Consider the following 21,328-nt stretch of genomic DNA (forward strand, 5'->3'; position numbering starts at 1 on the left):
GCCGGGTGGCGCTGCGCTTACCCGGCCTACGAATAGCGCACCTTGTAGGCCGGGTAAGGCGAAGACGCCACCCGGCAAAACGAATCGCGAGGCCAACATGATCCACGTACAAAACGTAAGTAAGACCTTTGTGCTCCACCAGCAAAACGGCGTGCGCCTGCCGGTGCTGCAAAATGCCTCTCTGGAGGTTAATCGCGGCGAATGCGTGGTGCTGCACGGCCACTCCGGCAGCGGAAAATCGACCCTGCTGCGCTCCCTCTACGCCAACTATTTACCCGACGAAGGCCATATTCATATTCGCCACGGCGATGAATGGGTCGACCTGGTACAGGCCCCCGCGCGGAAGGTGCTGGACGTGCGCCGCACCACGATCGGCTGGGTGAGCCAGTTTCTGCGGGTGATCCCGCGGATCTCCGCCCTGGACGTGGTCATGCAGCCGCTGCTGGATCTCGGCGTGCCGCGCGAAGACTGCGCCGCCAAAGCCGCCAGCCTGCTGACGCGCCTCAACGTGCCTGAACGCCTGTGGCACCTCGCCCCGTCAACCTTTTCCGGCGGCGAACAGCAGCGCGTCAATATCGCCCGCGGCTTTATCGTCGACTACCCGATACTGCTGCTTGATGAGCCCACCGCCTCGCTCGACGATAAAAACAGCGCGGCCGTAGTGGCACTGATCGAACAGGCCAAAGCGCGCGGGGCGGCGATCGTCGGGATCTTCCACGACGAGACCGTTCGCACCCGCGTCGCGGACAGACTGCACCCGATGGGGACTCCCGTATGATTATCAATAACGTCAAGCTGGTGCTGGAAAATGAAGTCGTTGATGGCTCGGTTGAAGTCCATGAAGGCGTTATTCGCGCCTTTGCCGAAACCCAAAGCCGTACCCCTGAAGCGATGGACGGCGAAGGCGGCTGGCTGCTGCCGGGGCTGATCGAACTGCATACCGATAATCTGGACAAGTTCTTCACGCCACGCCCGAAGGTAGACTGGCCCGCCCATTCAGCGATGAGCAGCCACGACGCGCTGATGGTCGCCAGCGGCATCACCACCGTACTGGACGCGGTGGCCATCGGTGACGTACGCGACGGCGGAGACCGTCTGGAGAACCTGGAGAAGATGATCAACGCCGTGGAGGAGACGCAAAAACGCGGCCTTAACCGCGCCGAGCATCGTCTGCATCTACGCTGCGAGCTGCCGCACCACACTACACTGCCGCTGTTTGAAAAGCTGGTAGGCCGCGAGCCGGTCTCGCTGGTCTCCCTGATGGACCACTCGCCGGGGCAGCGCCAGTTCGCCAATATTGAGAAGTATCGCGAATACTATCAGGGCAAATACTCGCTCAACGACGCAGAGATGGCCCGTTACGAGGAAGAGCAGCTGGCGCTTGCTGCACAGTGGTCGCAGCCTAACCGTCTCAGGATTGCCGCGATGTGTCGGGACCGTAATATCGCGCTGGCCAGCCATGACGACGCCACTCACGATCACGTGCTCGAATCCCACCAGCTTGGCAGCGTGATCGCCGAATTTCCCACCACGTTCGAGGCGGCTGAAGCCTCCCGCAGGCACGGCATGAACGTGCTGATGGGCGCACCGAACATCGTGCGCGGCGGCTCGCACTCCGGCAACGTCGCGGCAAGCAAGCTCGCCTCACTTGGCCTGCTGGATATCCTCTCGTCCGACTACTACCCCGCCAGCCTGCTGGATGCGGCGTTCAGGGTTGCCGACGACGAGAGCAACAGCTTTACGCTGCCGCAGGCGATTCGCCTGGTGACGAAAAACCCGGCCTCGGCGCTTAACCTTCACGATCGCGGAGAAATTGCCGAAGGGAAACGGGCGGATCTGGTACTCGCCCACCGCAGGGGCGAGCACGTTCATATCGACCACGTCTGGCGTCAGGGAAAGAGGGTGTTCTGATGGGAAGACTTATCTGGTTAATGGGGCCGTCCGGCTCCGGTAAGGACAGCCTGCTGTCCGCCTTACGGCAGCAGGAACATCCGCAGCTGCTGGTGGCGCACCGGTACATTACCCGGGCGGCCAATGCGGGAAGTGAAAACCATATCGCCCTGAGCGAGCAGGAGTTTTTTACTCGCGCCGGGCAAAACCTGCTGGCGCTGAGCTGGCACGCTAACGGCTACTACTACGGGATCGGTATTGAGACCGATCTGTGGCTGCATGCGGGGTTCGACGTGCTGGTCAACGGCTCCCGTGCGCATCTTCCGCAGGCGCGTGCCCGTTATGGAGCAGCCCTGCTGCCGGTCTGTCTGCAGGTTTCGCCGGAGGTCCTGCGCAGCCGGTTGCAGAGTCGGGGGCGTGAATCCGCCCGTGAGATCGACCAGCGGCTTGAACGTGCGTCCCGCTATACCCCGTCCGACTGCCACGTCCTCAATAACGACGGAAGTTTGCTACAGTCAGTCGAGACCTTTTTATCGCTTATCCGTCAGAAGGAGAAACAGCATGCCTGACTCCAGGCTTCGCCCCGCTACCGCCGACGATGCGCAAATCGTTTACGCGTTAATCTGCGAGTTAAAGCAGGCCGAGTTCGATCGCCAGGCGTTTCACGCGGGCTATCTTGCCAATCTGCAGGATCGCAATATGCGCTATCAGCTTGCCGAACTGGACGGGCAGGCCATCGGGATGATCGGACTGCACCTGCAGTTTCACCTCCATCATGCGCGCTGGATCGGCGAGATCCAGGAGCTGGTGGTGATGCCGCAGGCGCGTGGGTTAAAGGTAGGAAGTCAGCTGCTCGCCTGGGCGGAAGGGGTGGCACGAGAGGCCGGCGCGGAGCTGACCGAACTTTCCACCAGCGTGAAGCGCGTGGACGCCCATCGTTTTTACGTACGTGAAGGATATATGCAGAGCCATTTCCGATTCACCAAACCGCTGTAGAGGTGCGTTATGAGTCTGACAATCACGTTAACAGGAACCGGAAGCGCGCAACTCGTGCCGGTCTTTGGCTGCGACTGCGCGGCGTGTCGCCGGGCGCGCCTGCAGGATAACTATCGCCGTCGTCCCTGTAGCGCGGTGGTCAAATTCAACGATGCGGTGACCCTGCTGGACGCGGGCATTCCGCACCTGATGGACGACTGGGCCGCAGGCAGCTTTCAGCAGTTTTTGCTGACCCATTACCATATGGATCACGTTCAGGGGCTCTTCCCCCTGCGATGGGGCGTGGGCGCGACGATTCCGGTTTACGGTCCGCCGGACGAAGCAGGATGCGACGACCTGTTTAAACATCCGGGGATCCTGGATTTCAGCCACACGGTCGAACCGTTTGTGATGTTTGAGCTTCAGGGTTTACGGGTCACGCCGCTGCCGCTCAACCATTCGAAACTGACCTTCGGGTATTTACTGGAGTCGGCCCACAGCCGCGTGGCCTGGCTGTCCGACACCGCCGGGCTGCCGGATAAAACGGTGAAGTTCCTGCTCAACAATCAGCCGCAGGCGATGATTATCGACTGCAGCCACGAACCGCGCGACGAGACGCCGCGAAACCATTGCGACTTAAATACCGTGATTGCGCTAAACGAGGTGATTGGCTGCCCGCAGGCGATCCTGACGCACATCAGCCATCAGTTTGACGTGTGGATGATGGATAACCCGTTGCCAGACGGCATTGAAGCGGGGTATGACGGGATGGTGCTGGTACTGGATTAAGTTCTCTCCCTCTCCCGTGGGAGAGGGTTGGGGTGAGGGCAACAGGCCGCACTTAGCCTCGATCGTAATCGTCTTCTAACCTGCGCTCATCCTCTTCCAGGCGACGCCTGTCGTCATCCAGCTGGCGCTGGCGCTCGTCTAAACGGCGGCGTCTGTCTTCGAGCTGCCGACGACGATCGTCGTACTGTCGACTGTCTATCTGACGGCTGCGGTCATAACGATCGTCGTCGTCATTGCTGCGGCTGCTGCTGGGGTTGTAGGCATCGTTGATCGCCTGCTGAATGTTGCCAATAGCATCATCAACAATGTCGGCATGAGCCAGTTGGCTGGTGAGAGACAGCAGACCAAATAACAGAGCAGTTGAGTAACGTTTCATAAGGCCAGACTCGCAGGTGAACTGGCTTTACGATAATCAACGGCAGGAAACGGGGGTAGCGGAGGAATCTCAAATTACCATGACCTTCCGCAGGGCCTGCGCCAGCTGCGCCCGCGTAAACGGCTTACGCAATAACGGAACGTCCGGCAGCTGAGGATTATGCGTGGGTCGTAAATCCTGGCCGCTGATCAACAGCACCGGAAGCTGCGGATAGTGACTGCGCACATGGCTAATCACCTCGGCCCCGCTCAGGCTGCCGGGCAACATCAGGTCGCTGATAAACATGCCAATATCCGGCGACGCCGCCAGCATGCTCAGCGCCTGCTCGCCGTTGTCCGCTTCCAGCGTCAGGTAACCAAGCTGATGAAGCTGCTCGCACAGGGTCTGACGGACATCCGCTTCATCCTCCAGCACCAGCACCAGACGCTCGCTCTCGACGGAGGCGGTGGCTGACAGCGCTTCATCCACTGCAGCGGCGGGCTGCGTCGAGCGTGGGAGGTGAAGCCGGACGGTCGTTCCCTGTCCCGGCGCGCTTTCAATCTCCACGCGGCCACCGGACTGGCGCACAAAGCCGTAGACCATCGACAGGCCTAACCCGCTTCCGCTTCCGGTCTGCTTGGTGGTGAAGAACGGTTCAAAGACCCGGGATTTGACCTCCTGCGACATGCCGCTGCCGCGGTCAATGACCTCCAGCGCCACCATATCCTGCCTGCGCCCGTCGCTGCGGGTGACGCGCTGATTCCAGGTGCGAATTTTAATCACCCCGCTTTGCCCTTCCATCGCATCGCGCGCGTTCATCACCAGGTTGATGATGGCGTTTTCCAGCTGGCTGACGTCAATCCACGCGGGCCATGCCGGGGATTGCGCTTCAATTTCCAGGGTCAGGGTGGCGGGCAAGGAGTGACGCAGGAGTTCCCGGAGGTTCTCCAGCAGCGGCAGCATCTCTACCGCATGCGGCGTCAGGGATTGCTTGCGGGAAAACGCCAGCAGGCGCTGCGTCAGTAAGGCGCCACGCTCGGCCGCCTTCAGCGCCCGGCTGATGCGCGGCGCGTCTTTTGATTCAGGGTCGGTGAGCTCAAGACTGCCGATGATCACCGCCAGCAGGTTATTAAAATCATGCGCCAGCCCGCCCGTCAGCTGCCCTACGGCTTTCATTTTCTGGCTGTGCAGCAGCGCCTCTTCCAGCCCCTGACGCTCAATACGGTCGATCTCCATCTGCGTGGTTTTCTCTTTCAGCAGGCGCGTGGTGTGCTCAAGCGAGGCGGTGTTGCGGGCAAAAACGTTAAACGCGCGCGCCAGCTCGCCCAGCTCATCGCGCCGCTGGAGGGCGGGAACGGACACATCCTGCTCGCCGTGAGCAAGGCGCGACATCGCCCGGGAAATCGCCGTCAGGTTGGAGGCCAGATTGCGATAAATATACCAGCAGGCACACCCGGTGATGATCAGCGCCAGCACGGCGAAAATGGTGATAAATACGCTGATGGATTGCAGTTCGTGATGGCTCTGAGCGGTGCGAAGCCGGGAGGCCTGCGCCACCTGCTCCACGTACTGATTGATGTCGCCGTTGAGGATCGCCACCAGCGCCTTGATGTGGAACATATACCAGCTTATCGCCAGATCGCTCTCCTCCAGCTGCTTCGACAGCGGGGCGAGCTTACCTAGCTCGGCGTTAAAATCTGGCAAAACCGCCTTCACGACAGGCTGTGCGGCATCCCGGGGCAGCATCGCGGCTACCGCGTCCAGTTGCTGAACGGTCGCGCGCGGCGAGGGGGTGTCGATGGCGGCGGCGATCAGCCGGTCCATCTCCATCAGCTGCTGCGCATCCGGCACGTTGCTGTCGTAACGGCGGTTGATGTCCTGCAGATGGTGCAGGTAGCTCTGACTTTGGTACAGCGAGCTCAGCAGCGCGTTACGCTCCAGATGGCGCCGCTGTCCGCGCTCCAGCATCTCCGTCACGCTCTGCTGTAATTCATTGCTTCTTTGAATAATACGCGCCACCAGGGCCGGCTCCTGCTGCGCCAGCGGCGCCTCCGCAAGCTGCTCCAGCGAATGGCGCAGGGCCATTTGCGTCTGCTTCAGGCGCTCGGCTTCCCCTTTATATTCGAGCGCCCCCACCACCTGCGAGAGCCGCACCGCGGCCGTCGCCACGTTGGCGGTATCGCGGGCCAGGTTCATGCTGCCGGTCATATCGTCCAGCGTTTGCTGCTGCACCTGCTCCTGGATTTGACTGGCGTGACGAAAGCCGAGCACCGCCACGCCGCTCACCATCAGCGTCACGGCGACCACCAGCAGATTAAATATCAGCAGGCGACCGCGGGCGCTGGAGAAAAACGGAGGGCGGCGTGATGGCATGGATTGAGGCTCCTGTGCGGTTTGGTGTCCCCTCACCCTAACCCTCTCCCCAAAGGGGCGAGGGAATGATTTGCTCCCTCTCCCTTTCAGGGAGAGGGCCGGGGTGAGGGTAATTCAATAACTGTGATCCACATTAGCTATTCATAACTATGACAAATATGAACAGCTTCTGACATTTTGCATTTACGCACCTGTGATGAAGTGCAGAAATCGGCATTCACAGGAGATCCGCCATGAGCAGAACCCCGGTATTAGAGATGCGCAGCATTGCCAAAACGTTTGGCAGTTTCCACGCGCTCAAGGGTGTGGATTTGACGGTTTTTCCCGGTGAGATCCACGCGCTGATGGGCGAAAACGGCGCGGGAAAAAGCACGCTGATGAAAATCCTCGCGGGGGCCTATACCGCGACCAGCGGCGAGATCCTGATCGACGGTCAGCCGTTTCACATTAAAGGGCCGAAAGATGCGCTGGCCGCAGGCATCACCCTGATTTATCAGGAGATGCAGCTCGCGCCCAATCTGACCGTAGCCGAAAATATCTTCCTCGGCAGCGAGCTGTCGCGCGGCGGGATGGTGCAGCGCAAAGAGATGGCTGCCCAGGCGCAGGCGGTGATTGACCGCCTCGGCGCACAGTTCAACGCCACCGATCTGGTAATGAAGCTGACCATCGCCGAACAGCAGCAGGTGGAAATTGCCCGCGCGCTGCACCGCAACAGCCGCATTCTGGTGATGGATGAACCCACCGCCGCCCTCTCCTCGCGGGAAACGCATCGCCTGTTTGAACTGATTTTGCGCCTGCGCGATGAAGGGATGGCGATCATCTATATCAGCCATCGCATGGCGGAAGTGTATGAACTCTCTGACCGCGTCAGCGTTCTGCGCGACGGGCAGTACGTCGGGAGCCTGACGCGCGACAAGCTCAACGCCTCCGAGCTGGTGCGCATGATGGTGGGCCGCCCGTTAAGCGACCTGTTCAACAAAGAGCGTGATATTCCCCTCGGCAGCCCGCGCCTCAACGTCCACCACCTCACCGACGGTAAAAAAGTACAGCCCTGCAGCCTGCAGGTGCGTTCCGGTGAAATCGTCGGGCTGGCGGGGCTGGTCGGGGCCGGACGCTCCGAGCTGGCGCAGCTGATTTTCGGCGTGCGTAAAGCCACCGGCGGCATGATTGAGGTCGACGGCGAGCCGGTGGTGATCCACTCCCCGCGTGCTGCCATCGAGAACGGGATCGGTTTTCTCACCGAGAACCGCAAGGAGCAGGGGCTGTTTCTGGAGCTTGCGGCGCAGGAGAACATCACCATGGCGACGCTTGAGCGCGACGCCACCTTCGGCATGTTAAATCGCAAAAAAGCGCAGTCCATCTCCGATGACGCCATCGCCCTGCTTAACATCCGCGTGCCGCATGCTCAGGTGCGCGCGGGCGGGCTCTCCGGCGGCAACCAGCAGAAGCTGCTGATCTCCCGCTGGGTGGCGATTGGCCCGCGCATTCTGATTCTGGACGAACCCACGCGCGGCGTGGACGTCGGCGCGAAAAGCGAGATCTACCGCATCATGAACCAGATGGCGCGCAAAGGGGTGGCGATTTTAATGATCTCCAGCGAGCTGCCGGAAGTGGTGGGGATGAGCGACCGGGTGTACGTGATGCGCGAAGGCAGCATTGCGGGCGAGCTCCACGGGCGCGACATCTCTCAGGAAAACATCATGACGCTGGCAACCGGCGTGAACGACACTCATCATCAGGCGGTGTAACCATGACACATTCAACCAGTCCCCAGCAGGTGGCGAAATCCGCCTCCGCAAAAAAAATGCTGATGAGCGATCTGATGCAAACGGTCGGTATCCTGCCGATTCTTATCCTGATTGTGGCGGTATTTGGCTTTATTGCCCCGAACTTCTTTACCGAGAGCAACCTGCTCAACATTACCCGTCAGGCGTCGATCAACATCGTGCTGGCGGCGGGAATGACCTTCATTATCCTGACCGGCGGGATTGACCTCTCCGTGGGCTCTATTCTGGGCACCACGGCGGTAGCGGCGATGGTGGTCTCGCTCATTCCCGAATTCGCCATGCTCTCCATTCCGGCCGCGCTGATGCTCGGCATGGTGCTGGGCCTGTTCAACGGCGCGCTGGTGGCCTTTGCCGGGCTACCGCCCTTTATCGTCACGCTCGGCACGTACACGGCGCTGCGCGGCGCGGCGTACCTGCTGGCCGACGGCACGACGGTCATTAACTCCAACATCAACTTCGAGTGGATCGGCAATAACTACCTCGGCCCGATTCCGTGGCTGGTGGCGATCGCCCTGGCGGTGATTGCGGTATGTTGGTTTATGTTGCGCCGCACCACGCTCGGCGTTCACATCTACGCCGTGGGCGGCAACATGCAGGCGGCGCGACTGACCGGCATCAAGGTCTGGCTGGTGCTGCTGTTTGTCTACGGCATGAGCGGCCTGCTCTCCGGCCTTGGCGGCGTCATGAGCGCCTCGCGCCTCTACAGCGCCAACGGCAACCTCGGCGCGGGTTACGAGCTGGATGCGATTGCGGCGGTGATCCTCGGCGGCACCAGCTTCGTCGGCGGGATCGGTACGATCACCGGCACGCTGGTCGGCGCGCTGATCATCGCCACCCTCAACAACGGCATGACGCTGATGGGCGTCTCCTACTTCTGGCAGCTGGTGATCAAAGGGGCGGTGATCATCATAGCGGTGCTGATCGACAAATACCGTACCCGACACCATCAAAGTGCATAACAACAACACCCTACAGCTTCGAGGAAAACCATATGCGTTTGAAACCGTTAGTAACCGCGCTCTGTGCTGGCGCACTGCTTGCCGCAACGCCGTTTGCGCAGGCAAAAGATCTGAAGTCCATCGGCGTGACGGTGGGCGACCTGGCCAACCCGTTCTTCGTGCAGATCACCAAAGGTGCCGAGCTGGAAGCGCGCAAGCTGGCGGGGGATAACGTCAAGGTGACGCTGGTCTCCAGCGGGTACGATCTGGGCCAGCAGGTGGCGCAGATCGACAACTTCATCGCCGCGAAGGTGGACATGATCATCCTCAACGCCGCGGATTCCAAAGGGATCGGCCCGGCGGTGAAGCGCGCGAAGGACGCCGGGATTGTGGTCGTGGCGGTTGACGTGGCGGCGGAAGGGGCTGATGCCACCATCACCTCCGATAACACCCAGGCGGGCGAAATGGCCTGTAAGTACATTACCGATCGCCTGAAAGGCAAAGGCAACGTGGTTATCATCAACGGACCGCCGGTCTCTGCGGTGCAAAATCGCGTGGAAGGCTGCCAGACGGAATTCAAAAAACATCCGGATATCAAGGTGCTCTCGGATAACCAAAACGCCAAGGGCAGCCGTGAAGGCGGTCTGGAAGTCATGACCTCCCTGCTGGCGGCCAATCCGAAGATCGACGGCGTGTTTGCGATTAACGATCCGACGGCGATCGGCGCCGATCTGGCCGCGAAGCAGGCGCAGCGCAATGAGTTCTTTATCGTCGGCGTGGATGGTTCACCGGACGGTGAGGAAGCGTTGAAGCGCGAAAACTCACTGTTTGTCGCAACCCCGGCGCAGGATCCACAGGTCATGGCGGCAAAAGCGGTGGAGATCGGCTATGACATTCTACAGGGCAAACCTGCGCCGAAAGCGCCCGTGCTGATCCCGGTGACGATGATCGATAAAAAGAACGTCGGCACGTATAAGGGGTGGACGGTTAAGTGACCCCTCACCCCGGCCCTCTCCCCAAAGGGGAGAGGGTGGTTAAGTTCCCTCTCCCCTTTGGGGAGAGGGTGGTTAAGTTCCCTCTCCCCTTTGGGGAGAGGGTTAGGGTGAGAGGAAAGGTTTTGCACGTAACTCAAGGAGTCCCCATGAAACGCTCCGACATCAATGAAATTCTCGGCCACACGCGACAGTTCTTTTCCATGCACGACGTGCATCTCCCGCCGTTTGCCAGCTTTCCGCCAACGAAATGGCAGCAGCTTGACCAGGCCGCATGGCAGGAGGTGTTCGACCTCAGGCTCGGCTGGGACGTGACGGCGTTCGGCGGCAACAGCTTTGCCGCTGAGGGCCTGACGCTGTTTACCCTGCGCAACGGCTCTCCCAACGGCGTGCCTTATGAAAAGTGCTATGCCGAAAAAATTATGCACGTGCGCGACGGCCAGGTGACGCCGATGCATTTTCACTGGCGCAAGCGGGAAGACATCATTAACCGGGGCGGCGGGAATCTGATTATTGAGTTATGGAATGCCGGGGCGCATGAAGAGACGGAAAACACCGACGTGACGGTCACCGTCGACGGCTGCCGTCAGACCCACGCGCCCGGCAGCCAGCTGCGCCTCACGCCAGGGGAAAGCATCTGCCTGACGCCCGGTCTTTACCACAGCTTCTGGGGCGAACGCGGCTTCGGCGACGTGCTGGTCGGAGAAGTATCGTCGGTAAACGACGATGAGCACGATAACCACTTTTTGCAGCCCGTTGCCCGCTATAACAACATCGAAGAAGACGAACCGGCGCTGCTGGTGCTGTGCAACGAGTACAACCTGTTTCGGATATAAGGGGTGAATGATGCCATTGATTTCTCTTGCCGACGGTCTTGAGCACGCCAGGGCGCATCGCTATGCGCTGGGCGCGTTTAACGTGCTCGATTCCCACTTCCTGCGCGCGCTGTTCGCCGCCGCAAAGCAGGAACGCTCGCCGTTTATCATCAACATCGCCGAAGTGCATTTTAAGTACGTGTCGCTGGATTCCCTTGTCGAAGCGGTTAAGTACGAAGCCGCCCGTCACGATATTCCCGTGGTGCTCAATCTCGACCACGGCCTGCATTTCGAGGCGGTGGTGCGCGCCCTGCGCTTAGGGTTCAGCTCGGTGATGTTCGACGGGTCTACGCTGAGCTACGAGGAGAACATTCGCCAGACGCGGGAAGTGGTGAAGATGTGCCACGCGGTCGGCGTCTCGGTGGAAGCGGAGCTGGGCGCGGTTGGGGGTGATGAAGGCGGCGCGCTTTACGGACATGCGGATGAAGCGTGCTTTACCGACCCACGGCTGGCGCGCGAATTTGTCGATTCAACCGGCATTGACGCGCTGGCGGTCGCCATCGGCAATGCGCACGGCAAATACAGGGGCGAGCCGAAGCTCGATTTCCCACGTCTGGACGCCATTCGCCAGCAGACCGGGCTGCCGCTGGTTTTACACGGCGGCTCCGGGATTAGCGATGCCGACTTCCGCCGCGCCATCGAGCTGGGCATTCACAAAATTAACTTTTATACCGGGATGTCGCAGGCCGCGCTCGCCGCCGTTGAGCAACGTATGGCGAACCGCCAGCCGCTGTACGACGAGTTTGCAGAGCTGCTGCTGGGGATAGAAGAGGCGATAACCGATACGGTCGCCGAACAGATGCGCATCTTCGGCAGCGCGGGGAAAGCCTGATGGAACGTAAAGGGATCATTGCCGCAGGCAACATGCTGGTGGACCACGTCCACCAGATCGTGCAGTGGCCGGAGCGCGGCTGGCTGGCGGAAATCACCCACAGCGAACGCTCAACCGGCGGCGCGCCGCTCAACGTGCTGCTGACGCTGGCTAAAATGCACGTTGGCCTGCCGCTGCAGGCGGTGGGGCTGATTGGCGAAGATGCCGACGGGGACTACATTCTGGCGATGCTCGACCAGTACCACGTCAACCGCCAGCGCGTACAGCGCACCACCTTTGCGCCAACCTCTATGTCGCAGGTGATGACCGATCCCAGCGGACAGCGCACCTTTTTCCACTCGCCGGGGGCCAACCGCCTGCTGGATCTTCCCGCTTTCGATCGCTTAGACGGATCGATGAAGATCTTCCATCTCGGCTATCTCCTGCTGCTCGACAGCCTGGATATGCCCGATGACGAGTTCGGCACCCGCAGCGCGCGGCTGCTGGCACAAATGCGCGACCAGGGATATGAAACCTCGCTCGATCTGGTGTCCCGCAAGGGCGATCCGCGCTATCAGCCGCTGGTGCTCCCTGCCCTGCGCCATCTCGACTATCTGGTGATAAACGAGCTGGAGGCCGGGGAGTTTAGCGGCCTGACAATGCGTGACGAAAACGACGCCCCGCACGTTGCCCATATCGCCGACGCCGCGGCGCAGCTGCTGGCGGCAGGCGTTCGCCAGCGGGTGGTTATCCACTGCCCCGAAGGCGCATGGGGAGAAGCCCGCGGTGAAGAGGGTCGCTGGATCCCGTCATGGATGCTGGAGCAGGAAGAGATTATCGGCAGCGTCGGCGCGGGCGATGCCTTTTGCGCGGGCTTTTTATACGGCTGCCATGAATCGCTCCCGCTCACGGAGAGTATTTATCTGGCACACGCCTGCGCGCGAGCAAGCCTGCTGGCCGCCAATGCGATTGACGGCGCAAAAACGCTGGAAGAGCTGAAAACGTATATTGAGGATAATTCAGCCCCTACCTGAATTAAGGGTAAAGAGAAATATAACTTTATCGCAAATCACCCTGCAAGCGGCGCTATATCTCAGCTGTAATATATATGCGTGAAATTTAAGCAGATCAATTATCGAGCTTTCATCTTAATCATATTTAAAGTTTAAGCCGCATCTGCCGTTTTTCCTTGCGTTATCCATCGGTCATGTTCACTTACCCTTAAGATGAATATACACCTTGATAACAACATTAATTTACCATAAGGAAAAACCATGAAGCATAAAATCATGCTGCTAACGGCATTGTTATTCTCCGGCATAACACATGCCGCAGTCACTGAATTAAGTGACACACAATTATCGCAAATTAATGGTAAAGGAAATGGCCTTGTTACTAGCCCAGTGTTCCCAATACCTAAACCAACAACCCCAACCAACCCTTGGGCTGGGATAAAGTTTCCGAAATACTCCAGTCTGACGTTGTCCGACTCCGGCAGCATAAAAAAACCCCTTGAAGGATTTGATACCATCACCGGAACAAATTTTGTTGGCATGCACTATATGAATATGATTCATAACTTCGGCGTCGATGAAGATAGTCGAAACTATGTATTGCACAGCCAGGACTTCGTCAACGGCCCGACCACGATTACCGATACCGGGGACGGTAAAAAATATTCGGTCGTTGGTGATGTCTGGCGCTACGCGCGCAGTACTGATGGCCGTTTCGAAGCAGCGAAATCATCGGTTGTTGAAGAGTATTATCGCGTCGTAAACACCGATGGAACCTTATCGAACCGGGCACTGCGCTGGACAAAATGGAACCGCGACATCAACATGACAAAGTGGTGATTTAAATGATGTCGAGAGTGGCTGGCGTCGTTGCGCCATTTATATTTGTTACGATTGCGCATGCTGACATTCTCAGACTGAACAACGGAGACAATATCACTGGAGATATTGTCTCCTTTAAAGATGGCGTGTGTGTTTTTAGCACCCCCTATGGTTCAAGTCTGCGGATCAGCGCTGATCAAATAAAAACGATAGACACCGATAAGCAGTATGCAGTGACGTTTAAAAATGGTGACAGAATCACAGGGTTCCTTAAGTCAGATAGCAATCATTCAGCATCCATTGTGCGAAAGGATAACGTGTATCCCATTTCCTTCCCGGATGTGACCCATTTCGACGTCGTCAGAAAAGACAATAGTCGAATAGCCAACATAGAGAAAAAGCAGGAGGAGTATAGCGCGCCGATTAGTTATCTTTCCGACTACACGGTTCTGCTTAATCACGGGGAAACTGACGTTGATTTCGGTTTCAAATACCGCACATGGAAATCCACGTCCTCATTGCCGCAGCAGGGGCCTTATCAAGTTTCCAGTTATTCGATTAAAAAGCTTTATTTTTATGTTTCGCCAAAATTCGGTATTACCGACAGGCTTAGCGTCTGGTTAAACGTACCCTGGACCTACACAAAAATCGAAGATGTTTCGAGTAATGCCTGGACCCGGGATGCCTCTCAGGGCCATATCGGTGACATTTCGGCCGGTATCCAGTATCTGCTACTGAAAGAGAACAATGATCATCCATCCGTGACGGGTTCACTTGCCGTCAATACGCCGACCGGGCGCAAAAAATACGTCTCCGACCTGGACGCCTGGAAGCAGCCGCTGAATAACAGCGAAGGCAACTGGAGCCTGACGCCATCCCTGACGTTTGTGCGAATTACGGATCCCGTGACCTTTTTTGGCGGTATCTCATACGAAAAAACGTTTGAGACCAGTAAAGGTGGGGAGCGAATTAAAGCAGGCGATACCGCATCGGCATTCCTGGGAACCGGTTTCGCTCTCAATAATGTCAGTTCGTTGGGCAGCAGATTTACCTATAGCTGGTCAGATAATATGAAATACGAAGGGCGCACAATGAAAGGCACCAGCCAAGAGTCTGAATCGCTTGCATTTTATTTCTCTTATCTGCTATCACCGCGTTTCAGTATTACGCCTGAAGTCTCCTTCCCATTGGAGACAACGGGTTCAACGTTCGGCGTCAGCATGACAAGGAACTTCTGATGAAATGGTCAGCGGCATGTTTGTTGTTACTGGCCTGTCATGCGCAGGCCTACAACACAACCATGAAAAGCTGGATGCGCTTGCGTACAGACGGGATTGTTCGCCAGACGACCGATTTTTCATGCGGGCCAGCAGCGCTGTCGCTCCTGCTAAATACCCGCTTTTCACTGGAGATCAGAGAGATAGATATCATCTCAGATATTATCTATCGCGCTGAGCCTGGGACAGAAGCGGAGAAACTGCAAACAGGTTTTTCCCTTCTCGATCTGAAAAATGCGGCTCAGCGTATGGGTTTTCAGGCAAAAGGCCTCCGATATGACGTTAATGAACCACTGACGATTGACCAACCCATGATCATCCCTCTGGAAGGGGAAAAGTATTCGCATTTTGTGGTGATCACCGCCATTCATAATGACACTGCAGAAATTCTCGACCCGGAAACAGGACGAAAATCGATGCCAGTATGGCGTCTAAAATCAGAGTGGAAAGGTTACGCATTAAAAACGGAGGGATTGATAAAACCTTAGTATTACGCCGCTTTCTCGCTGTGGGAAACGTCGATGGCAAACACGTAACCCAGCCCGCGGATCGTTTTGATGAGCGCAGGCTGATGCGGGTTAGCCTCGATTTTCCGGCGCAGGCGCATGATCAGCACGTCAATAGTGCGGTCGAACACGTCGGCGCTTTCGCTGTGGGTCAGCTCAAGCAGCCGGTCACGGCTCAGCACCCGACGGGCATTTTGCGTGAGCGCCAGCAGCAGGCCGTACTCACCCTGGGTTAAGGGCACGGGATTACGCTGCGGATCGCTCAGCTCGCAGCGGGTGGTATCTAGCGTCCATCCGTTAAACGCAATGCCCGCTACGGGCGCTGCGGGAACTTCCGCAGCCAGCACGCCGGTTCGGCGCAATACCGCTTTAACGCGGGCAACCACCACGCGCGGGTTGAACGGTTTGCCAATATAATCGTCGGCCCCCATCTCCAGCCCCACCACCACGTCTGACTCACTCCCCAGCCCGGTTAACATCACAACCGGTAGCGCTGGGCGCTGCTTTTGCAGCTGCAGCAAAACCTGCAGGCCGTTGATATCCGGCAGCATCATATCCAGCAGCACCAGCGCGATATTCGGCTCCTGCTGTACCTGCCGCAGTGCATCCTGGCCGTTATGGCAGACAAGCACGTTAAAGACGTGCTCGCTCAGCACGTCCTGAAGCAGTTCGCAGACTGCCGTATCGTCATCTACCACCAGGATCGCCGGTTTCATCGTATGCTTCCGTCAGGGGATTATGTTAAGTCTGAACCATTCTGCCGTCGGCTCCAGTCAAATGGTTTTTTCAGTGACGGAAATTCAACCCATGTCACATCCGCTGCCCTGTCGACACGTCAATTTTGACGATTGACTGCTTTTTGTCAGGGTTTTCACCGCGAAGGGACCGTAAAGTCAGGGTATACCCATACAAAAAACATGGCATAGAAGCTGCATAGTGGGTGCGAATGATTCGATTAACTGGAGCAGACTGATGAAAAAAGTCGTCACGGTTTGCCCTTATTGTGCCTCAGGTTGCAAGATCCACCTGGTGGTCGATAACGGCAAAATCGTCCGGGCGGAGGCCGCACAGGGGAAAACCAACCAGGGCACGCTATGCCTGAAAGGTTACTACGGCTGGGATTTTATTAACGATACCCAAATCCTCACCCCGCGCCTGAAAACCCCTATGATCCGCCGCGAGCGCGGCGGCAAGCTGGAAGCCGTCTCCTGGAACGAGGCGCTGGATTACGTCGCCACGCGCCTGAGCGCCATCAAGGCCAAGTATGGCCCAGATGCCATCCAGACCACCGGCTCTTCCCGCGGGACGGGAAATGAAACCAACTATGTGATGCAAAAATTCGCGCGCGCCGTTATTGGTACCAATAACGTCGACTGCTGCGCTCGCGTCTGACACGGCCCATCGGTTGCAGGTCTGCACCAGTCGGTCGGTAACGGCGCAATGAGTAATGCCATCAACGAGATAGATAACACCGATCTCGTCTTCATCTTTGGTTATAACCCGGCGGATTCTCACCCTATCGTCGCGAACCACGTTATTCGCGCTAAACAGAACGGGGCGAAAATCATCGTCTGCGATCCGCGCAAAATTGAAACCGCGCGCATTGCGGATATGCACATTGCATTGAAAAACGGCTCGAACATTGCGCTGTTGAACGCAATGGGGCACGTCATTATTGAGGAGAATCTGTACGATCAGGCGTTTGTCGCGACCCGTACGGAAGGCTTTGAAGAGTATAGGAAAATAGTCGAAGGCTATACGCCGGAGTCGGTTGAAGCGATAACCGGCGTCAGCGCGCAGGAGATCCGCCAGGCGGCACGGATGTATGCCGGGGCAAAAACCGCCGCCATCCTATGGGGTATGGGCGTTACTCAGTTCTACCAGGGCGTGGAAACCGTGCGCTCCCTGACCAGCCTCGCCATGCTGACCGGTAATCTCGGTAAAGCCCACGTTGGTGTGAACCCGGTGCGCGGTCAGAATAACGTCCAGGGCGCCTGCGATATGGGCGCGCTGCCGGATACCTATCCGGGCTACCAGTACGTGAAGTTCCCGGAAAATCGCGCCAAATTCGCGAAGGCCTGGGGCGTGGAAAGCCTGCCGGAACACACCGGGTACCGCATCAGCGAGCTGCCGCACCGCGCGGCGCATGGCGAAGTGCGTGCGGCCTACATCATGGGTGAAGATCCGCTCCAGACCGATGCCGAGCTCTCTGCGGTGCGTAAAGGGTTTGAGGATCTGGAGCTGGTAATTGTCCAGGATATCTTCATGACCAAAACCGCGGCGGCGGCGGATGTGATTTTACCGTCGACCTCCTGGGGCGAGCATGAAGGCGTCTACACGGCGGCGGACCGCGGCTTCCAGCGCTTCTTCAAGGCGGTAGAGCCGAAGTGGGATCTGAAAACGGACTGGCAGATTATCAGTGAAATCGCCACCCGCATGGGCTACCCGATGCACTACAACAACACCCAGGAGATCTGGGATGAGTTGCGCAGCCTGTGTCCGGACTTCTACGGCGCCACCTATGAAAAAATGGGTGAGCTGGGATACATCCAGTGGCCGTGCCGGGATGAGTCGGAGGCCGATCAAGGGACGTCCTATCTCTTTAAGGAGAAGTTCGACACCCCGAACGGGGTTGCGCAATTCTTCACCTGCGACTGGGTCGCGCCCATTGATAAACTCACCGATGAGTATCCGATGGTGCTTTCCACCGTGCGTGAAGTGGGCCACTATTCCTGCCGTTCAATGACCGGCAACTGCGCCGCGCTGGCCGCGCTGGCGGACGAACCGGGCTACGCGCAAATCAACACCGCCGATGCGCAGCGCCTTGGTATTGAGGACGAGGCGCTGGTGTGGGTGAATTCGCGCAAAGGGCGGATAATCACCCGTGCGCAGGTCAGCGATCGTCCAAACAAAGGGGCGGTCTATATGACCTACCAGTGGTGGATTGGTGCCTGCAACGAGCTGGTGACGGAGAACTTAAGCCCGATAACCAAAACGCCGGAGTATAAATACTGCGCTGTCAACGTTGAGCCGATTGCGGATCAGCACGCAGCGGAACAGTATGTGATCGACGAATATAACAAGCTAAAAGCCCGACTGCGCGAAAGCGCAATGGGTTGAAGCCGTTAATTCATCGATGAATAAAGGGAGTGAAATATTCACTCCCTTTTTATTTCCGGTTGGCTCATCAATAATATCAATTATTATTTGGAAAGCGGCTCGCAGAAATAATGTAATTTTCGCGAAAAAGAATTACATCTTTGCATTTTAATTCAGAGAGATAAGATATTCAGCGGGTGCTTAAGACTTTTTGTCTTGAGCATTGTTGAGGGACAGAAAGTAGAAAGCCCCGGGAAATTTTCATTTACCCGAGGCTACTCCCTCAACTCCTACAAGTTGAGAGTAGCCTCTTATTCTTTTTTTGACAAGGAGTAAAAGGCATGACGCCATTAAAAACTGCGTTAGGCATCGTCTTTATTATTTGCCTGACGATAGTGATCTTTACCTTTATTACTCGCGGCAGGCTCTGCGAGTTTTCAATAAAGAGTGAACATCAGGAGGTGGCGGCTAAATTAGCCTGCAACGCAGGCTAACCTCTACGGGCGGAACAACGGTTCCGCCCGGCTTGTAGGATGCTGAGGTCTTAATGCACCCATTTTTTTCTTTTGCGCCCGCGATTATACTGCGCGGCGTGTATCCAGATGATAAGAATCCATGAAAGCCATTTTTCTGTTGTTAGTGTTTTTAACGTCCTTCGCCCGCGCGGAAGAGATAGGCAGCCAGTATCGGAAACAGGCGGAAGCCGGTGATGCGCGTGCCCAGTATTATCTTGCCGATACGTACTTCAGCTCCGGCGACAGCAAGCAGGCCGCGCTGTGGGCCGAGAAAGCTGCGAAAGGCGGCGATGTCGACGCCATGGGGTTGCTTTCGCAAATCCTCTTTACGCAGGGCGATTACGCGCAGGCCAAAGCCCTGGCCCAACAGGCAAACATTGCTGGCAGCAAACGCGGCGCGATCATGCTGGCGCGCATTCTGGTGAATACTCAGGCAGGGAAAACTGACTATCCCCAGGCCATCAGACTGCTGCAAACGGCAACCGAAGATATCGACAGCGACTCTGCGGTCGATGCGCAGCTGCTGCTGGGACTCATTTATGCCAACGGTGTAGAGGTGGCGCAGGATGACGTGCAGGCCGCCTCGTGGTTCAAGCGCAGTTCAGCCCTTTCACGAACGGGCTATGCCGAGTACTGGGCAGGGATGTTGTTCAGGCAGGGTGAGAAAGGCTTTATCACGCCAAATAAGCAGAAAGCACTGTACTGGTTGAACCTGAGCTGTACGGAAGGGTTTGATACGGGATGCGAAGAGTTTGATGCGTTGAGCGGGGAGTAAAGTGCCGGGTGGCGGCTTCGCCTTACCCGGCCTACAAGACCCGTAGGCCCGGTAAGCGCAGCGCCACCGGGCTTAGAGGTTACCGATCGGCAGTCTTATCAAAACGCCCCAGCACCTCGCGTTCATACGCCAGCGCTTTTTTACGATCGAATTTGTGTTCCCACTTGGCGATAACCAGCACCGCCAGGGCATTCCCCACCACGTTCAGCGCCGTACGCGCCATGTCGAGGATACGGTCTACACCGGCGATAAATGCCAGACCTTCCAGCGGAATACCGACGCTACCGAGCGTAGCCAGCAGCACCACGAAGGAGACGCCCGGAACGCCTGCAATACCTTTGGACGTCACCATCAGCGTCAGTACCAGGACGATCTCCTGCCACAGAGACAGGTCAATGCCGTACAGCTGGGCAATAAAGATAGCGGCGATACTCTGATACAGCGTCGAACCATCCAGGTTAAAGGAGTAACCGGTCGGCACCACGAAGCTGGTGATCGACGCTGGCGCGCCGTAGGCTTCCATCTTCTCAATGATGCGCGGCAGTACGCTCTCAGAGCTTGCCGTGGAGTAGGCCAGAATCAGCTCATCTTTCAGGATACGAATCAGGATCCAGATGCTCAGCCCGCACAGACGCGCCACGATCCCCAGCACCACCAGCGCAAAGAACAGGATCGCGAAGTGCACCAGAATCACCAGCTTCGCCAGCGGCCAGAGGGAGGCAAAACCGAAGTTCGCCACGGTGACGGCGATAAGCGCAAACACCCCTACCGGCGCGTAACGCATCACCATGTGGGTCACTTTAAACATGGTCTCGGAGATAGAGCGGAACACGGTCACCAGCGGTTCGCGGTGCGTCGCGGGCAGAGAAGAGAGCCCCAGACCAAACAGTACCGAGAAGAAGATAATCGGCAGCATCTCGCCCTTCGCCATCGATGCCACGATGTTGGTCGGCACCAGCGACAGGATAGTGCCCATCAGGCCGTGCGCGTGGCTCTGCACGTCAGCGGTCGTACTTTGGTATTTCGAAATATCCACCGTGGCCAGCTGAGACATATCAATCCCGGAACCCGGCTGGAACACGTTCGCCAGGGTAATACCGAGAATGATCGCAACCGTAGTGATCACTTCGAAATAGATAATGGTTTTCGCACCAATACGGCCTAACTGCTTCGCATCGCCGACGCCCGCAATACCGACCACCAGCGTCGAGATCACAATCGGTACCACAATCATCTTGATCAGATGAATAAAGATATCCCCTGCCGGTGAAAGCAGGTTCGCAATCAGCCATTCGCGGCTGTCGCTGTGATAGTGGAGGTAACTGCCCAGCAAGATGCCCAGCACAAGGGCAATTAAGATCTGCCAGGCCAGGCTGACTTTAACGTTTTTCATAGAAACTGACTTCCTCAATGAAGCGCCTTATTCACTCAAACTGCATGAATATGGGGACATACTGATAGGGTATGAATTGTGTTGCGTCGATTTATGGGATTTTTTAACGCGGCGTATGAGTATCATTTGCGCGGCCTGTTGCG

Annotated in this window: 21 protein-coding genes; 17 read left to right on the forward strand and 4 right to left on the reverse strand. The window is 57.4% G+C overall.

What is annotated here, in order from left to right; genetic code table 11:
* The first annotated feature begins 97 nt into the window (after positions 1-97).
* Genes phnL through phnP form a run of 5 tightly spaced genes read left to right on the forward strand, consistent with a single transcriptional unit; the run spans position 98 to position 3,654 of the window.
* Positions 98-778 (forward strand): phosphonate C-P lyase system protein PhnL, encoded by a 681-nt coding sequence (gene phnL / locus RVY89_RS17535; protein WP_484826024.1) that lies wholly within the window; start codon positions 98-100, stop codon positions 776-778.
* Entirely contained in the window at positions 775-1,911 is a 1,137-nt protein-coding gene (gene phnM, locus RVY89_RS17540; RefSeq protein WP_484826025.1) for an alpha-D-ribose 1-methylphosphonate 5-triphosphate diphosphatase, read from the forward strand. Before phnL ends, phnM begins: the two co-directional genes overlap by 4 nt.
* A complete protein-coding gene (gene phnN / locus RVY89_RS17545) occupies positions 1,908-2,459 on the forward strand; it encodes a ribose 1,5-bisphosphokinase (protein WP_484827953.1) in 552 nt (183 codons plus the stop codon). Before phnM ends, phnN begins: the two co-directional genes overlap by 4 nt.
* A complete protein-coding gene (gene phnO, locus RVY89_RS17550) occupies positions 2,452-2,886 on the forward strand; it encodes an aminoalkylphosphonate N-acetyltransferase (RefSeq protein ID WP_484826026.1) in 435 nt (144 codons plus the stop codon). The genes phnN and phnO overlap by 8 nt, the downstream gene beginning before the upstream one ends.
* Before the next feature lie 9 nt (positions 2,887-2,895).
* Positions 2,896-3,654 (forward strand): phosphonate metabolism protein PhnP, encoded by a 759-nt coding sequence (gene phnP, locus RVY89_RS17555; RefSeq protein WP_484826027.1) that lies wholly within the window; start codon positions 2,896-2,898, stop codon positions 3,652-3,654.
* Between the two features lie 52 nt (positions 3,655-3,706).
* Here the strand turns inward: phnP and yjdP are convergent, their stop codons facing one another.
* Positions 3,707-4,030, reverse strand: coding sequence for a DDRRRQL repeat protein YjdP (gene yjdP, locus RVY89_RS17560; protein WP_033144428.1), 324 nt, complete (start codon positions 4,028-4,030; stop codon positions 3,707-3,709).
* Positions 4,031-4,099: 69 nt separating this feature from the next.
* Entirely contained in the window at positions 4,100-6,382 is a 2,283-nt protein-coding gene (locus RVY89_RS17565) for an ATP-binding protein (RefSeq protein WP_484826028.1), read from the reverse strand.
* 233 nt (positions 6,383-6,615) lie between these two features.
* Here RVY89_RS17565 and RVY89_RS17570 point away from each other — a divergent pair, with 233 nt between their 5' ends.
* The 9 genes from RVY89_RS17570 to RVY89_RS17610 all read left to right on the forward strand — a co-directional run bounded on the left by RVY89_RS17570 (position 6,616) and on the right by RVY89_RS17610 (position 15,385).
* On the forward strand, positions 6,616-8,130 hold the full coding sequence (locus RVY89_RS17570; RefSeq protein ID WP_484826029.1) for a sugar ABC transporter ATP-binding protein: 1,515 nt from the start codon (positions 6,616-6,618) through the stop codon (positions 8,128-8,130).
* 2 nt (positions 8,131-8,132) lie between these two features.
* Entirely contained in the window at positions 8,133-9,128 is a 996-nt protein-coding gene (locus RVY89_RS17575) for an ABC transporter permease subunit (RefSeq protein WP_484826030.1), read from the forward strand.
* Between the two features lie 32 nt (positions 9,129-9,160).
* Positions 9,161-10,102 carry an ABC transporter substrate-binding protein gene (locus tag RVY89_RS17580; protein WP_021242935.1) on the forward strand — a complete coding sequence of 314 codons (942 nt, stop codon included), beginning with the start codon at positions 9,161-9,163 and terminating at the stop codon, positions 10,100-10,102.
* Between the two features lie 146 nt (positions 10,103-10,248).
* Positions 10,249-10,935, forward strand: coding sequence for a D-lyxose/D-mannose isomerase (locus RVY89_RS17585; protein WP_484826031.1), 687 nt, complete (start codon positions 10,249-10,251; stop codon positions 10,933-10,935).
* A gap of 10 nt (positions 10,936-10,945) precedes the next feature.
* Entirely contained in the window at positions 10,946-11,806 is an 861-nt protein-coding gene (locus RVY89_RS17590; protein WP_484827954.1) for a ketose 1,6-bisphosphate aldolase, read from the forward strand.
* Positions 11,803-12,819: a carbohydrate kinase family protein gene (locus RVY89_RS17595; protein ID WP_484827955.1), complete on the forward strand. Its 1,017-nt coding sequence runs from the start codon at positions 11,803-11,805 to the stop codon at positions 12,817-12,819. Before RVY89_RS17590 ends, RVY89_RS17595 begins: the two co-directional genes overlap by 4 nt.
* Positions 12,820-13,059: 240 nt before the next feature.
* Positions 13,060-13,638 carry a hypothetical protein gene (locus RVY89_RS17600; RefSeq protein WP_484826032.1) on the forward strand — a complete coding sequence of 193 codons (579 nt, stop codon included), beginning with the start codon at positions 13,060-13,062 and terminating at the stop codon, positions 13,636-13,638.
* A gap of 17 nt (positions 13,639-13,655) precedes the next feature.
* Positions 13,656-14,858 carry a transporter gene (locus RVY89_RS17605; protein ID WP_484826033.1) on the forward strand — a complete coding sequence of 401 codons (1,203 nt, stop codon included), beginning with the start codon at positions 13,656-13,658 and terminating at the stop codon, positions 14,856-14,858.
* Positions 14,858-15,385 (forward strand): C39 family peptidase, encoded by a 528-nt coding sequence (locus RVY89_RS17610; RefSeq protein WP_484826034.1) that lies wholly within the window; start codon positions 14,858-14,860, stop codon positions 15,383-15,385. Before RVY89_RS17605 ends, RVY89_RS17610 begins: the two co-directional genes overlap by 1 nt.
* 2 nt (positions 15,386-15,387) lie before the next feature.
* Here the strand turns inward: RVY89_RS17610 and RVY89_RS17615 are convergent, their stop codons facing one another.
* Positions 15,388-16,119, reverse strand: a complete 732-nt coding sequence (locus RVY89_RS17615) for a response regulator (RefSeq protein WP_484826035.1) — start codon at positions 16,117-16,119, stop codon at positions 15,388-15,390.
* A 256-nt stretch (positions 16,120-16,375) separates the two neighbouring features.
* Here RVY89_RS17615 and fdhF point away from each other — a divergent pair, with 256 nt between their 5' ends.
* From fdhF to RVY89_RS17630, 3 genes are all read left to right on the forward strand, one after another.
* Entirely contained in the window at positions 16,376-18,523 is a 2,148-nt protein-coding gene (fdhF, locus tag RVY89_RS17620; protein ID WP_484826036.1) for a formate dehydrogenase subunit alpha, read from the forward strand.
* 320 nt (positions 18,524-18,843) lie between these two features.
* Positions 18,844-18,996, forward strand: a complete 153-nt coding sequence (locus RVY89_RS17625; protein ID WP_042719158.1) for a Hok/Gef family protein — start codon at positions 18,844-18,846, stop codon at positions 18,994-18,996.
* A gap of 121 nt (positions 18,997-19,117) precedes the next feature.
* The gene (locus tag RVY89_RS17630; protein WP_371899542.1) at positions 19,118-19,792 is read left to right on the forward strand and encodes a tetratricopeptide repeat protein; all 675 of its coding nucleotides are present in this window, start codon (positions 19,118-19,120) and stop codon (positions 19,790-19,792) included.
* 79 nt (positions 19,793-19,871) lie between these two features.
* Here RVY89_RS17630 and gltP read toward each other — a convergent pair whose 3' ends face one another.
* A complete protein-coding gene (gene gltP, locus RVY89_RS17635) occupies positions 19,872-21,185 on the reverse strand; it encodes a glutamate/aspartate:proton symporter GltP (protein ID WP_484826037.1) in 1,314 nt (437 codons plus the stop codon).
* Positions 21,186-21,328: the final 143 nt, after the last annotated feature.

The sequence above is a fragment of the Enterobacter sp. 3U4 genome (assembly GCF_057224565.1).